Below are 12927 nucleotides of genomic sequence, written 5' to 3'. Positions count from 1 at the left end.
TTGCACGATGAGTGAGTGGCCGGATCGCCTGAGTCACCGGGTGTCGACCTGGGCCACGCGTTGTGCCCTGCTGACGTACTGCTGGTCGAAGGCTGCGGTGGCAGGTGCCGGGGTGGGTCCGCCGGTGCGCGGCGGATCGGCGGGCCCGCCCTTCCACGGTTCGATCTCGATGGTGAGAGGCAGGTCTTGTCATGCGCGTCTTCCTTGGGCGGGTCCGAGGTCGCCGCCGGTCGGTCCTCGGATCGACCTGCTACCGCTCGTCGGCCTACCACCCGCTACGCCCCTGGCAGGTGCGTGAGCGGAGCTTCCGGCCGGCCCCGCTGGGCCGGCGCGGGCTCGACCCGCAGGAGGTGCGGGAGTTCCTCGACCGGGTCGCCGGTGACCTGGCCGTCGTCTACGACGCACTGGCGCAGAGCCGCCGGGAGACCGACCGGATCAAGAACGCGCTGCGCCGCTGGCAGTCGGCACAGGCCCAGGCGCGCAACGAACGGGGATACGACAGGTGACCGAGCGCTGGGTGATCCACCTGCCGGTCGTCGTCAACGACCTGCTCTCCGCTCAGCGGCTGGCCCGGGTGGTGGCGCACTGGACCCACGTCCTGCCACAGACCGAGCCCGGCGGCACCACCGTCTCGGCGGAGGACGACCAGAACGTCCGCCACTGGGTGTTCTGCGACCGGTTGCTGCCCGGTGGGCAGCGGTGTCTGCTCCGGCCCGAACACGACGGTGAGTGCTCGCGGCGGTTCCGGCCGCGATGAGCATGCGCCGGAGCGGGGTCGGACGCCCGCGTGCCGCACCGGAAGCGGCGTATGCACGAGCCGCGGCCGAGAACGTCGGTTGTTCGGTTACCGACGACGACGTCGAGCGGGCCCGCCGGAGGCTGGCACAACAGCCGCCGATCACCGACGAGCAGCACGATCGGAACATGGAGTGGCTGCGCCAGTTCGGGGGCGACGGGGCGGCCGGCGCGTGAATGGGCTTGTCCTGGACACCTCGGCGCTGATCCCGGCGGCCCACCCGACATCGAGGACCGGAGTCGGTCAGTCGGCCGTTCCGGCCGGGACGACCCACGTCGTCGGCTGGCCGGTGATCGCGGTGATCAGGTCGAAGTCACCGTCGTAGTGCAGAACTGTCACGCCATGCCGTTCGGCCGTCGCGGCGATCAGCAGATCGGCCATCGAGAGCGCGCGGTGGTTGCCCTTGTGCAGCGCCTGCACCTGGACGTCGATCGCACGATCCCAGATGTCGTCGGGCATGGCGAGCCAGTCGAAACCGCGGAGCAGCCATCGAGCGCGCTTCGCGTCCTTGGCCGAGCGGGCGCTGTGTACGACCTCGATCTCGATGGCGCCGCAGACCGCCAGCAGACCGCGATCGGACAACTCGTCCAGGACCGGCGCCACGGCGGGCTTCGGCCACCTGGCCAGCGCCGACTTGTCGAGGAGGTAGCGCTCCCGCGTCACGCCGCTTCGGGCTTCGACGCCCGCCCCGGGTCGGTGAGGTCCGGCAGGCCGCCGCTCTTGAGCCAGTCGGCGAACTCCCGGCGCTTCTCCCGGTTGACCACTTCCTGCAGCGCGGCGTTGACAGTGGCCTTCTTGGTGCCCGTGCCGAGGATCTCGGCGGCCTCGGCCAGGAGGTCGTCGTCGACATCGAGAATGGTGCGGGACATGGCGTGCCTCCTCGTCCAGCAGGCGAACGAGGCGATGATATCAATTTCTCGGCTTCTTGATATACCTCTGCGGCGGTGTCGGGCGTGGTCAGCGGCGTCGAGGGGCTTCGGCGACCACCGTCGGGGAGAACTCGTTCGCCGCCTCGACCGCCCACTCCAGCGCGAAGTCCGCCTCCTCCTCCCAGCCCGGCTCACCGCCGACGAAGTGCGACCGGCCGGGGAACTCCCGGTAGCCGGTGAGCGCCGTGGAACTCCGGTAGAGGTTGGCGATGCTGGTGGCCAGCGACGCGGGCACCACGTGGTCCTCGCCGCCCGCGGTGATGAGCAGCGGGGCACGGTCGCTGCGCCTCTTGTCGATCTCGGTGGCGGCGCCCGGGTCCAGGTTGGCGAACGCGGCCTCGAACAGCACGTGCCCGGCGCCCGGTACGGCGTACCGCTCCCAGGCCGCGTCGGACTGCTCCTGGCTGATCGTGTTGCCGAAGGCGTACCGGAAGTCCTCCGGGGTGAACGGCACCGCCCGGTGCCGGTTCGCCGGGTTGTGCAGGATGGAGTACCCGGAGCGCAGCGTGCTGGGCGGCAGCTTGAGCACGCCCCGTACCGGCGCGGGGTGCACGGCGACCACTGCGGCGCCGAGGCGCCGGTCCGCCAGCAGCTGGGCGATCAGGCCGCCGAACGAGTGGCCCATGATGATCGGCGGGCGCGGCAGGTCCCTGACGATCGCCTCGTAGTGGCCGGCGATGTCGGCGATGCGCTGCGCGGCGATCGGCGCCGGATCGGCCCGCAACTCCTCCACCTCGCGGTCCATGCCGGGCCAGGCGGGCGTGAGCACCTGGAAGCCGCGCCCGGCGTACCGCTGCGCCCAGTGCTCCCAGCTCCGCGAGGTCATCCAGAGCCCGTGGATGAGCACGATCGTGTCGACCCGTCCCGTCGGTGCGCTCATGTCTGACCTCCCGGGTTCGCCGCTGGACGGCCCGCGCGTACCCGGACTGGCTGCCTGCAATCCTGCCTGATCGAACGGACAGGAAATGGACCGGTGACCCGGATGATCGCTGTCCTGAGTCGACTGTCAGGATGACGACATGACGGTCAGACTTGCCGACAGGGTCGCCCTGGTGACGGGCGGGAGCCGGGGTATCGGTGCCGCCGTCGCGCGCCGGCTGGCCGAGGACGGCATCCACGTCGCGTTTACCTACCGCACCGCGGTGGACAGCGCGAAGTCAGTGGTGGCCGAGATCGAGGCGTACGGCCGGACCGGCCTGTCGATCAACGCGGACAGTGCCGACGCGACGGCGGTGGTCGGCGCCGTGGAGCGGACCGTCGCCGAGTTGGGGCGGTTGGACATCCTGGTCAACAACGCCGGGGTGTTCGCGGGTGGGCCGATCGACTCGGTCGGCCTCGACGCCCTGGACCGGGCTATCGCGGTGAACGTGCGCGGGGTCTACCTCGCCACTCAGGCGGCGGTACGCCACATGGGCGCGGGCGGGCGGATCGTCAACATCGGCAGCAGCTTCGCCAGCCGTGTCCCGGCTCCCGGGGTGAGCGCGTACGCGATGACCAAGAGCGCCGTGAACGGGCTGACCCGGGCGCTCGCCCGCGAACTCGGTCCGCGTGGGATCACCGTCAACCTGATCCTGCCCGGCTCGACCGACACCGACATGAACCCGGCGGACAGCGCCGGCGCGGACGGGCAGCGGTCGCACATCGCCCTCGGCCGGTACGCGACTCCGGACGACGTGGCGGCGACGGTCGGTCACCTGGTGGGCGACGGCGGACGGCACATCACCGGCGCGTCGATAGCGGTCGACGGCGGCGCGACAGCCTGAGCGGATCCCGGGCGTCCGGCAGAACCGTGGCAGGGCCGCCGGTAGGGGCACGAGGACTGCTCGCCTGACAAATGTCACGGCCGGAAGGTGACTGCCGCTCCGGGGAGCCGGACCCCGTACGCCGGAGCATCGTGGGCATGACCGAACCCGCACCGGCCGTGGACCTGGCCGGACTCACCAAGACCTTCGGCCCGGTGACCGCCGTCGACGGGCTCGACCTGCGGATCGCCCCGGGCGAGGTGGTGGCGTTCCTCGGCCCCAACGGCGCCGGCAAGACCACCACCGTCGACATGCTGCTCGGCCTGGCCCGCCCGGACGCCGGCACGGTCCGCCTCTTCGGCGGCGACCCGGCCGACGCCGTCCGGCTCGGCCGGGTCGCCGCCGTCATGCAGACCGGCGGCCTGCTCAAGGACCTCACCGTCGCCGAGACGGTACGGATGACCGCCCACTTCTACGGCCACACCCGGCCGGTGGCCGAGGTGCTGGAGCGCGCCGGCATCGCCGGGATCGCCGACCGTGCGGTGGGCAAGTGCTCGGGCGGGCAGCAGCAGCGCCTGCGGTTCGCGCTCGCGCTGCTGCCCGACCCGGACCTGATGGTGCTGGACGAACCGACCACCGGCATGGACGTCGAGGGCCGCCGCGACTTCTGGCAGGCGATCCGGACCGACGCCCGCTCCGGCCGGACCGTCCTGTTCGCCACCCACTACCTGGACGAGGCCGACGCGTACGCGGACCGGATCGTGCTGATCCGCCAGGGCCGCGTGGTCGCCGACGGCACCACCGCCGAGATCAAGAACCTGGCCGCCGGCCGGGTCGTGCGGGCCACGCTGCCCGGCGCCGACCAGGCCGCACTCGCCGCGCTGCCGGGCGTGCGGTCGGTCGAGGTACGCGGCGACGTGGTGCTCGTGCACGGCGAGGACTCCGACGTGGTGGCCCGGCACCTGCTGACCCGCACCGGCGCCCGGGACCTGGAGATCACCTCACGCAACCTCGAGGACGCGTTCCTCACCCTGACCGCCTCCGCCTGAACCGACCCTCGGGGAGTCCTGCCATGACGGCCACGACCACCGCCACGACCTCGTCCACCACCGGCACCCGCGCGGCCGACCGCCGCCCGCCCGCGCTCGGCGGCTTCTGCGCGCCGGTGCTCGGCATCGAGATACGCCGGGTGCTGCGCAACCGCCGTACGCTGCTGTTCATCCTGGTCATGCCGGCCGTGTTCTTCCTGCTGTTCGGGCTGCCCACGCGCGGGGAGAAGCTGGACAACGGGCTGCCGGTCACCGGCTGGATCATGATCAGCCTGGCCGTGTACGCGGCCATGGTCGCCACCACCAGCGCCGGCGCGGCTGTCGCCACCGAACGCGCGCTGGGCTGGAGCCGGCAACTGCGGCTCACCCCGCTGCGCCCGGCCGCGTACGTGGCGACGAAGGTGGCCACCGCGATGGTGCTCGGCCTGTTCGGCGTCCTCGTGGAGTTCGCTGTCGGCGCCGCATCAGGGGTCCGGCTGCCGGCGCACGTCTGGGTGGAGTCCGGCCTGACCGCCTGGATCGGCGCGCTCGTGTTCGCCGCGTTCGGGCTGTTCGTCGGCTATCTCGCCCCGGCCGAGAACGTCATGCAGTTCATGGGCCCGGTGCTGGCGATCCTGGCCATGCTGGGCGGCCTGTTCGTCCCGCTGGAACTGCTGCCCGACGTGATGCGGCAGATCGCCGAGTTCACCCCGGTGTACGGGGTCGGTCAGCTCGCCCGCGCGCCGCTGACCGGCACCGGGGTGGACTGGGCGGCGGTGGCGAACGTGACCGCCTGGACCGTGTTCTTCGGACTCGGCGCGGCCCGGCTGTTCCGCCGGGACACCACACGGGTCTGAGCGAGGGCTAGCGTGATCGGCGTGACGTCGCCGCCCGTACCGGCCCGGCCGGTGAACCGCCACTGGCGGTTCACCGGCTGGCTGCTGGCGGCGGTCTGGCTTTTCTTCCTCAACATCCCGTTCGCCACCGCACTGCACCAGCCGCAGGTGTGGCGGCGGCTGGTCGGGATCGGCGCGCTCGTCGCGTTCGCCGTGGCGTACGTGCTGATCTTCGAGTGGTCGCGGGCCCGCAGGCAGCGCCACCAGCCGGTGCCGCCCGGCCGGGCCCGGCTGCTGATCGCCGTGCTGCTCGCGCTCGGACTCGCCGGGATCCCCGGCACCGGCGGCGACTGGCTGACCACGCTGGTCTTCGTCGCGGCAGCCGCGGTGTTCCTGCTGCCGTCGGCGGAAGCGCTGGTCGTGGTGGTGCTCGCCGCGGCGGCACCGCCGGTGACCGCGCGTCTGGTGCCCGGCTGGGAGCACGAGAGCACGCTGGTCTTCGCGGTGCTGCTCGCCTCGTTCGCGATGTTCGGGGTGAGCCGGCTGGCCCAGCGCAACGGCGAACTCCAGGCCGCGCAGCAGGAGATCCGCCGGCTGGCGGTGGCGGAGGAACGCGCCCGCGCCGCCCGGGACCTGCACGACATCCTCGGGCACTCGCTGACCGTGGTGGCGGTGAAGGCCGAGCTGGCCGGCCGGCTGATGGAGCTGGACCCGGCCCGCGCCGCCGCCGAGATCGCCGACGTGGAGCGGCTGGCCCGGGAGGCGCTGGCGGACGTGCGGGGCACCGTCGGGGCGTACCGCGGTGTGGATCTGGCCTCCGAACTGGCCGGCGCCCGGTCGGCGCTGGCCGCCGCGGGCGTCGTCGCGGAGCTGCCGGAGTCGGTGCCGCCGCTGCCGGTGGACCGCGACGAGTTGTTCGGCTGGGCGGTCCGCGAGGGGGTGACGAACGTGGTGCGGCACAGCGCCGCCCGCCGGTGCGTCATCCGGGTGGAACCGTCGGCGGTGGAGGTACGCGACGACGGCCGGGGTCCGGCGGACCAGCGGGGCACGACGGCCGGGCACGGCCTGGCCGGGCTCCGGGAGCGGGCCCGGCGGCTGGACGCGACGGTGACGGTGTCGCGGCCGGACGACGGGCGTGGTTTCCTGCTCCGGGTGGCGGTGCCCGGGGCGGTTGCGGACGGAGGGGCGCACCTGTGACCGAACCGATCAGGCTGCTGCTCGCCGACGACCAGGCGCTGGTCCGGGGCGCGCTGGCCGCGCTGCTGTCGCTGGAGCCGGACCTCACAGTGGTGGCCGAGGTGAGCCGCGGCGACGAGGTGGTGCCGGAGGCGCTGCGCACCGGCCCGGACGTGGCGTTGCTCGACGTGGAGATGCCGGGCCTGGACGGGGTGGCCGCGACCGCCGCGCTGCGGGCCGCGCTGCCGTCCTGCCGGGTGCTCGTGGTGACCACGTTCGGGCGGCCCGGCTACCTGCGCCGGGCGATGGAGGCGGGTGCGAACGGCTTCGTGGTCAAGGACACCCCGGCGCGGCAGCTCGCCGACGCGGTCCGCCGGGTGCACGCCGGGCTGCGGGTGGTCGACCCGGCGCTCGCCGCCGAGACGCTCGCCACCGGGCCGAGCCCGCTCACCGAGCGGGAGACCGAGGTGCTGCGGACGGCGCGCGGCGGCGGCACTGTGGCCGAGCTGGCGGCGACGTTGCACCTGTCCGAGGGGACCGTCCGCAATCATCTCTCCGCCGCGATCGGCAAGACCGGCGCCCGCAACCGGGCCGACGCGGTGCGGGTGGCGGAGGCCAACGGCTGGCTGCTCGGGTGAGCCCGGTCAGGGCAGGCGGTCGACCACGACGAAGGCGGTGCCCGGCTCGACCTCGGCCAGCAGCAGGCGCTGGGCGCTGCGGGTCAGCCGGATGCAGCCGTTTGTGACGTTCTTGCCGAGCGTGTCGTCGTTGTACCAGCTGTGCAGTCCGATGTGGGCGCCGCGCAGCCCGGTCGGCACCGCGCCCGGGTCGTCGGGGATCGCGCCGAGGGCGAAGATGTCGACGCCGCCGTAGACGGCCTCCGGGGGCGGGGTGCGGCCCAGCACGAACGTGCGGCCCAGCGGCGTGAGCTGCCCGGACATGCCGAGGCTGACCGGCCAGGTGCGCATCGCGCGCCCGTCCCGGCTCCAGGTGAGGCGGTGGGTGCGCCGCTCCACCACGATCTGGTCGCGCAGCACCACAGTGGTCCAGCCACCCGACGGCAGCCAGGCGATGGTGCGGTTCGCCGACGGCAGCAGCACAGCGGTCCAGCCGGAGCGGCGGTCGACGATCGGCACCGTCAGCCGTACGCCGCTGATGGTCGGCGCGAGGAACGCCAGCGGGCGGCCGCCCGGTGCGTCGTACGCGGCCACGTTCCGGTTCGGGCGCAGCCCCTCGCTCAGCGGGCGGGTGCCGGCCGGGTCCGGGTCGGGCGGGAAGCCGCGGGGCGCCGGGTCGTAGGTGACCACCGGCAGGTCGTCCGGCGGCGGCGCGGCGGGCGGCACCGACTCCATCGGCGACGGGCTCGGCGCGGCGGTCGTGGCCGGGGGCGCGGCGGCGGGTGGCGCCGACTGGCGCGCGGGCGTGGCGGTGAGCGCGCGGCCGACCAGCAGCGCGGTGACGAGCAGCAGCGGTACGGCGAGCGCGGCGATCAGCCAGCCGGGAGGCCGGCGCGTGGCGAACCGGTCGAACAGCACAAAACCGACTGTAACCGACCGGAAGCCCCCGTACCCGGTACTACGGGTACGGGGGCTTCGCGGCCCGGGTGGCTCAGCTCAGCTTCGCGCCGACGTGGATGGCGACCGCGTCGTGGGCGGGGACGTTCGCGGCGAACCAGCCGGCCGAGTCCACGGTGATCACCGGGCCGCTGCACGAGCCGTTGCTGAACGTGCCGTGGATGACGTCGCAGTAGCGGCCCGCGGGCAGCCCGGTGTAGTACGACCGGCCGTTCACCGCGCCGTCCTCGTCGTTGACCGTCAGGTAGCCCTTGCCGGTACGGCTGAACGCGATGTGCTGGTAGCCGTTGTCGTACCAGTTGGAGACCCCGGCGCCCTCGGTGGCGTTGCGGAAGCCGACCATGTTGGCGATGACCGGCCAGCGGTGCTCGCACTCCCAGCCCGAGTAGCAGGTGACGTTGGTGATCCGGTTGCTGCCGTCGGCGGGCGGTCCCTGGTCCCGGCCGCTGTAGGTGAAGCTCGACATGACCGCCGGGGTGCCGTACGGCCAGGCCAGCATGAACGCGTTGGCGAGCGCGTACGTGCCGCGGTTGCGGTAGGTGAGCACGCCGCCCTCGCGCTGCGTGTCGTGGTTGTCGGTGAAGACCACGGCGGAACCGCCCGGCAGGTAGCCCCAGGACTCGCCGAAGTTCCTCAGGTACGCCAGGCGCTCGTTGTTGAACATCCGGGCCAGGTCCTTGCCGTACCGGAACTCGTGCACGTCACCGTTGCCGGTGTACTCGGTCGGCTGGATCGGCTCACCGGCGCCGTAGATGACCTCCTGCACCAGGTACGCGCTGCGGTTCAGCTTGGCCTTGATCGCCGCGATGTCCGCGGCCGGCATGTGCTTGCTGCCGTCCAGCCGGAAACCGTCGACGCCGAGCGAGAGCAGGTCGTTGAGGTACGCGGCCAGCCGGCCGCGCACGTACTCCGACTCGGTCTTGAGGTCGGCGAGGTTGACCAGCTCGCAGTTCTGCACCTCGTACCGGTCGTTGTAGTTGGCGATGTCGTTGTTGCCGTTGCGGCCGCAGTAGTGGAAGTCCTGCGCCGAGTAGACACCCGGGTAGTTGTAGTGGCCGTACGACGAGCCGGCCCAGCCGGTGCCGCCGTTGTCCTGGCCGGACATGTGGTTGACCACGGCGTCGACGATCACCTTGACGCCCGCGGCGTGGCACGTGTTCACCATGGACTGGAACTGCGCGCGGGTGCCCTTGCGGGACTCGATCCGGTAGCTGACCGGCTGGTACGACACCCACCAGGGGCTGCTGTTGACGTGTTCCTGGGGCGGGGACACCTGCACGTAGCCGTAGCCCTTCGGGCCCAGCGTGCTGGTGCACTCGGCGGCCACCGAGGTCCAGTTCCACTCGAAGAGCTGGACGATGACCTTCTTGGCGCCGGGGGTGGCGGCGGCGGCCGGGGGTGCCGCCGCGGTGAGGGGGACGAGCAGGCTCGCGGCCAGACCCAGGGCGAGCGCGGCGGCGCGGCGTCGGCGTCGATGCATCAGGACTCCTGCGGGGTGCGGGGGATGCGGGGGAGTGGAGCCTGTATCAGTGCCGGCTTCTTGCAACCAGCCTGAAATTTTGCGGCAAGGTTACGAGGCTGTTGCAAAGTCTGTCAACGCATGGGCATCCGTCGTTGCGTCAGGCGCTACACGCGCGTCCGGTGCGGACGGTTCGAGAAACCGGCCGAGAAATTCGCCACCGGAGGTGATCCGTCCGCGCCGCCCCTCCGTACCTGAGGTGGGAGCAGGGTCGGCCGGTGGGGGCGCCGCCGCGAGACGATCGAGGAGCAGATGGCCCGGGCACAGCAGAACGAGAAGGCGACGACCGTCCGGACCACCACCACCAGTCGTGGTGCCCGGACGATGTCGAAGTCCGCGATGGTGGCGCTGACCGCCTCCGCGCTCGGCCTCGCGTGGGCCGGTGTGGAGCTGGCCGGCGCCGGCGGCGTCATGTACTCGTACGGATTCTTCTTCACCGAGTTCTTCGCCGGGGTGGTCGCCCTGGTCTCGCTCAGCATCACCGTGATGCTGGGCCTGCTCGCCACCGACCGCCTGGTGCTGCTCATCCGGCACCGCGTGCTGCTCCAGTCGGCGCACCGCGCCACCGGCGTGCTCGGCGTGGCCGGGCTGGTCTTCCACGTCATCACCAAGGTCGCGATCGGCCGGGCCGGGCCGACCGACGCGGTGGTGCCGTTCATCAGCGGCAGCGGCCTCTACATCGGGCTCGGCACCGTCGCCGCGCTGCTGATGGTGGGCGTGCTCTGGACCGGCCTGATCCGGGTCCGGTTCGCCGGCGTCGGCCCGAAGTGGTTCTGGCGCGGACTGCACTCGATGGCGTACGTGTCCTGGCCGTTCGCGCTCGTGCACGGCCTCAACGCCGGCCGGCCCGCCGCCGGCTGGGTGGTGCTGAGCTACCTCGCCTGCGTGGTGCTCGTGGTGATGGCGCTGCTGGTCCGCGTCTCGGTCCACCTCGGCAAGCGCAGCCGCGAGCAGCACCAGGCCGTCGCGCTCAACAAGGCGATGGCCGGCAAGGGCGAGGAGCGTACCGGCGTGTTCGCCGCGCTCACCCGGAAGAAGGCCGCCGACAAGGAGGACAGCGGCGCCGGCCGGGGCCGCTGGGCCGAGGCGACAGCCACCTGGACCGCACCGGCGGGCACCGCCCGGCGGCGCGACCCGGAGCGGTTCGCCGTACCCGTGGTGCCGGAACCCGGGTCGCTGCGCGAGCCGGTCCGCGCGGCCGCCGCCCGGCGGCGCGACGCCGAACCGGACGCGCCCGCCCGGCCTGCCCGCACCCAGGAGACCACCCGCCGCCGTCGCCGCGACGACGAGGAGCGCGTGACCCGCCGGCCCCGGAACGAGGAGCGGGTCGCCCGTCGCTCCCGGGACGACGAGGATCCGGCCGCCCGGTACTCCGCGCCGCCGGAGAGTGGCGGCCGGCACTCGGCGCCGCCGGACACCGGCGGTCGCCACTCCGCACCCCCGGACAGCGGCCGGTACGCCACCGCGGCCGAGGTGGCCCGCTACTCCGCGCCGCCGCGCGCCACCGACGAGCCGGAGGAGCCGTGGGACAGCCCGCGCCGCTGGGAGACCCGCCCGGTCTCCGGTGAGCCCATCTCGGCCGGCCCGATCTCCGGCACCCCGCTCTCGGCCGAACCGCTCAGCGGGTCCGGCCGCCGCTACCGGGACGAGGAGGACGTGCCGGAGGAGCCGGACTACTGGCGCCCGCCGGCCCGCTACGCAGCCGACGAGGCGTTCGTGGACGACACCCCGACGCTCGTCGACCTCGCCTCCCGCCGGGCGATGCGCGCGGGCAAGGAGAGCCGCTCCGGCCGTCGCAAGCGGGCCGACGCGGACGCGGTCGACGGCGCGTACTGGGCCGGGCTGCGCGGTGAGGCCCGGTGACGCGCACGACGGTCCCGCCGGTCGCCTGTGTCGGCGAGCCCCGCCTGACCGCCGGGTTCGCCGAGTTCGGCCGGCTCGACCTGCCGGCCCACGAGGAGGTGCACGGCCCGATCGGCCCGATGGAACCGGCGGCGCTGCTGCGGCTCGCCGAGGCGATCGACCTCAAGGGCAAGGGCGGTGCGGGCTTCCCGTTCGCCCGCAAGCTGCGCGCCGTGCTGGAGTCCTGCGAGCGGCAGGACCTCGGCGCCGTGGTGGTGGTCAACGCCACCGAGGGGGAGCCGGCGAGCTGGAAGGACAAGGTGCTGCTCACCCGCGCCCCGCACCTCGTCCTGGACGGCGCCGCGCTCGCCGCGTTCGCGCTCGACGCCGAGGAGATCGTGATCGGGGTGGCCGACGACGACGTGGGCCGGCCCTCGCTGACCGCGGCGTTGCAGGAACGGCGGATGCCGGTGCCGACCACCGTCGTCACGGTGCCGCACCGGTTCATCTCCGGTGAGGGCGGCGCGCTGGTCAACGGCATCAACGGCCTGCCGCACATCCCGCCCGGCACGAAGAAGCGCTCCAGCGACTCCGGCGTCGGCGGCCTGCCCACGCTGCTGTCGAACGCCGAGACGTACTCCCAGCTCGCCGTCGCCGCCCGGATCGGCCCGTACGAGTACGCCGCGCTCGGCACCGACGACGAGCCGGGCACCGTGCTGCTCACAGTCACCGGGTCGGCGAAGCGCCCCGCCGTGGTGGAGTGCGCCGCGGGCACCCCGCTGCGCGAGATCCTCGACCTGTGCGAGGTGCCGCCCGGCCCGGGCATCCTGATGGGCGGCTACCACGGGAAGTGGATCACCGCAGCGGCAGCCGAGCGGGCCGAGGTGTCCCGCAAGGGACTCACCGCGGTCGGCGGCACGCTCGGCGCCGGCATCATCGTGCCGCTCGGCGCAGACACCTGCCCGCTCGGCGAGGCCGCCCAGGTGGTGCGGTACCTCGCGGGCGAGTCCGCCGGGCAGTGCGGCCCGTGCAAGATGGGCCTGCCCGACCTGGCCCGCTCGGTCGACCTCGCGGTCTCCGGCAGCGCACCGGTCGAGCTGGTCCGGGCCGCCGCGGGCGACGTCAAGGGACGCGGCGCGTGCAGCCACCCGGACGGCACCGCCCGGTTCGCGCTGTCCGCCATGGAGGTGTTCGCCGACGACCTGCGGCTGCACGCCACAGGCGAGGGCTGCGGCAAACGGGTCAAGGGCATGATGGGCCTGCCCGGCGCGCCGGACGCCAACCCGCAGAAGCTCACACTGGACTGGTCGCGCTGCGACGGCCACGGGCTCTGCGCGCACGTCGTACCGGACTTCATCCGGCTCGACGGCAACGGCTACCCGGCGTTCCCGCCCACACCGGTGCCGACGTGGCTGCGCGAGGGCGCGCTCAAGGCGGTCAAGGTCTGTCCCGAACTCGCGCTCCGCCTGGTCCGGGCCGAGTAGA

General features: G+C 73.3%; 15 protein-coding genes. 10 read left to right on the top strand and 5 right to left on the bottom strand.

Annotation, left to right across the window (positions count from 1 at the left end; genetic code table 11):
* Positions 1–191: 191 nt before the first annotated feature.
* Genes O7622_RS26305 through O7622_RS26295 form a run of 3 tightly spaced genes read left to right on the top strand, consistent with a single transcriptional unit; the run spans position 192 to position 972 of the window.
* Entirely contained in the window at positions 192–506 is a 315-nt protein-coding gene (locus O7622_RS26305) for a DivIVA domain-containing protein (RefSeq protein ID WP_282310823.1), read from the top strand.
* The gene (locus O7622_RS26300; RefSeq protein ID WP_282310822.1) at positions 503–757 is read left to right on the top strand and encodes a hypothetical protein; all 255 of its coding nucleotides are present in this window, start codon (positions 503–505) and stop codon (positions 755–757) included. The genes O7622_RS26305 and O7622_RS26300 overlap by 4 nt, the downstream gene beginning before the upstream one ends.
* Positions 754–972 carry a hypothetical protein gene (locus tag O7622_RS26295; RefSeq protein ID WP_282310821.1) on the top strand — a complete coding sequence of 73 codons (219 nt, stop codon included), beginning with the start codon at positions 754–756 and terminating at the stop codon, positions 970–972. The genes O7622_RS26300 and O7622_RS26295 overlap by 4 nt, the downstream gene beginning before the upstream one ends.
* Before the next feature lie 67 nt (positions 973–1039).
* On the opposite strand, the gene O7622_RS26290 is transcribed toward O7622_RS26295, so the two are convergent.
* The 3 genes from O7622_RS26290 to O7622_RS26280 form a co-directional block, all read right to left on the bottom strand.
* On the bottom strand, positions 1040–1459 hold the full coding sequence (locus tag O7622_RS26290) for a PIN domain nuclease (protein WP_282310820.1): 420 nt from the start codon (positions 1457–1459) through the stop codon (positions 1040–1042).
* Positions 1456–1665 (bottom strand): type II toxin-antitoxin system VapB family antitoxin, encoded by a 210-nt coding sequence (locus O7622_RS26285; protein ID WP_282310819.1) that lies wholly within the window; start codon positions 1663–1665, stop codon positions 1456–1458. Before O7622_RS26285 ends, O7622_RS26290 begins: the two co-directional genes overlap by 4 nt.
* Positions 1666–1753: 88 nt before the next feature.
* Positions 1754–2605: an alpha/beta fold hydrolase gene (locus O7622_RS26280; protein ID WP_282310818.1), complete on the bottom strand. Its 852-nt coding sequence runs from the start codon at positions 2603–2605 to the stop codon at positions 1754–1756.
* Positions 2606–2744: 139 nt separating this feature from the next.
* On the opposite strand from O7622_RS26280, the gene O7622_RS26275 reads away from it, so the two are divergent.
* From O7622_RS26275 to O7622_RS26255, 5 genes are all read left to right on the top strand, one after another.
* Positions 2745–3488, top strand: coding sequence for an SDR family oxidoreductase (locus O7622_RS26275; RefSeq protein WP_282310817.1), 744 nt, complete (start codon positions 2745–2747; stop codon positions 3486–3488).
* Between the two features lie 137 nt (positions 3489–3625).
* The gene (locus O7622_RS26270; RefSeq protein WP_282310816.1) at positions 3626–4516 is read left to right on the top strand and encodes an ABC transporter ATP-binding protein; all 891 of its coding nucleotides are present in this window, start codon (positions 3626–3628) and stop codon (positions 4514–4516) included.
* A gap of 23 nt (positions 4517–4539) precedes the next feature.
* Entirely contained in the window at positions 4540–5352 is an 813-nt protein-coding gene (locus tag O7622_RS26265) for an ABC transporter permease (protein WP_282310815.1), read from the top strand.
* Positions 5353–5373: 21 nt separating this feature from the next.
* A complete protein-coding gene (locus tag O7622_RS26260) occupies positions 5374–6528 on the top strand; it encodes a histidine kinase (protein WP_282310814.1) in 1155 nt (384 codons plus the stop codon).
* Positions 6525–7145 carry a response regulator transcription factor gene (locus tag O7622_RS26255; protein ID WP_043329150.1) on the top strand — a complete coding sequence of 207 codons (621 nt, stop codon included), beginning with the start codon at positions 6525–6527 and terminating at the stop codon, positions 7143–7145. The genes O7622_RS26260 and O7622_RS26255 overlap by 4 nt, the downstream gene beginning before the upstream one ends.
* Before the next feature lie 6 nt (positions 7146–7151).
* Here O7622_RS26255 and O7622_RS26250 read toward each other — a convergent pair whose 3' ends face one another.
* Positions 7152–8042: a L,D-transpeptidase gene (locus tag O7622_RS26250; RefSeq protein WP_282310813.1), complete on the bottom strand. Its 891-nt coding sequence runs from the start codon at positions 8040–8042 to the stop codon at positions 7152–7154.
* Between the two features lie 73 nt (positions 8043–8115).
* Positions 8116–9561 carry an alpha-amylase family protein gene (locus O7622_RS26245; protein ID WP_282310812.1) on the bottom strand — a complete coding sequence of 482 codons (1446 nt, stop codon included), beginning with the start codon at positions 9559–9561 and terminating at the stop codon, positions 8116–8118.
* A gap of 291 nt (positions 9562–9852) precedes the next feature.
* Between O7622_RS26245 and O7622_RS26240 the strand changes: the two genes are divergently transcribed.
* Together O7622_RS26240 and O7622_RS26235 are read left to right on the top strand one after the other, a co-directional pair.
* The gene (locus O7622_RS26240) at positions 9853–11463 is read left to right on the top strand and encodes a hypothetical protein (protein ID WP_282310811.1); all 1611 of its coding nucleotides are present in this window, start codon (positions 9853–9855) and stop codon (positions 11461–11463) included.
* The gene (locus tag O7622_RS26235) at positions 11460–12926 is read left to right on the top strand and encodes an NADH-quinone oxidoreductase subunit NuoF family protein (protein WP_282310810.1); all 1467 of its coding nucleotides are present in this window, start codon (positions 11460–11462) and stop codon (positions 12924–12926) included. The genes O7622_RS26240 and O7622_RS26235 overlap by 4 nt, the downstream gene beginning before the upstream one ends.
* Position 12927 lies beyond the last annotated feature (1 nt).

This window comes from Micromonospora sp. WMMD1076, assembly GCF_029581475.1.
In the GTDB taxonomy this organism is placed as follows: domain Bacteria; phylum Actinomycetota; class Actinomycetes; order Mycobacteriales; family Micromonosporaceae; genus Micromonospora; species Micromonospora aurantiaca.
Note: the sequence above shows the minus strand (reverse complement) of the source record. Positions and strands in the feature narration are given on the sequence as shown.